Here is a 598-nt window from a genome sequence, read left to right on the forward strand (position 1 = left end):
CTTGATAAGTTCAGTGATGATGAGATCTTAGAGCTCTGTGGCAACCTCCGTAAAGGGGTCCCGATGGCAAGCCCAGTATTTGATGGGGCATCAGAAGAAGAGATGCGCCGTATGCTTCGCCTTGCAGATCTACCAGAGTCTGGTCAAATCACACTCTATGATGGTCGTACCGGAGATGCATTTGATCGACCTGTTACGGTAGGATTTATGTATATGCTCAAGCTCAACCACTTAGTGGATGACAAGATGCATGCTCGTTCAACGGGACCTTATTCACTTGTAACGCAACAGCCATTAGGGGGTAAAGCTCAATTTGGTGGTCAGCGTTTCGGAGAGATGGAGGTGTGGGCACTTGAGGCATATGGTGCTGCCTATACTCTACAAGAGATGTTGACAGTAAAATCGGATGATGTTGCCGGCCGTACCGCGGTCTATAAAAATATCGTCAATGGTGAGCATAGCATTGAAGTAGGAATGCCTGAGTCATTTAACGTACTGATTAGAGAGATCCGTTCTGTAGGTATCGATATTGACACAGTCAATGATGAGGATGATGTGTAATCATCATCCCTTATCGAGCATTGCGTAGTAGAGACAT

General features: G+C 46.0%; 1 protein-coding gene. It reads left to right on the forward strand.

The window, feature by feature from the left end; genetic code table 11:
• A partial coding sequence (locus tag FK529_RS20910) for a DNA-directed RNA polymerase subunit beta (RefSeq protein ID WP_500483637.1) occupies window positions 1-561 on the forward strand: 561 nt, incomplete at its 5' end.
• Between the last annotated feature and the right edge of the window lie 37 nt (window positions 562-598).

The sequence above is a fragment of the Tsukamurella asaccharolytica genome (assembly GCF_007858435.1).
Taxonomy (GTDB): Bacteria; Actinomycetota; Actinomycetes; order Mycobacteriales; family Mycobacteriaceae; genus Tsukamurella; species Tsukamurella asaccharolytica.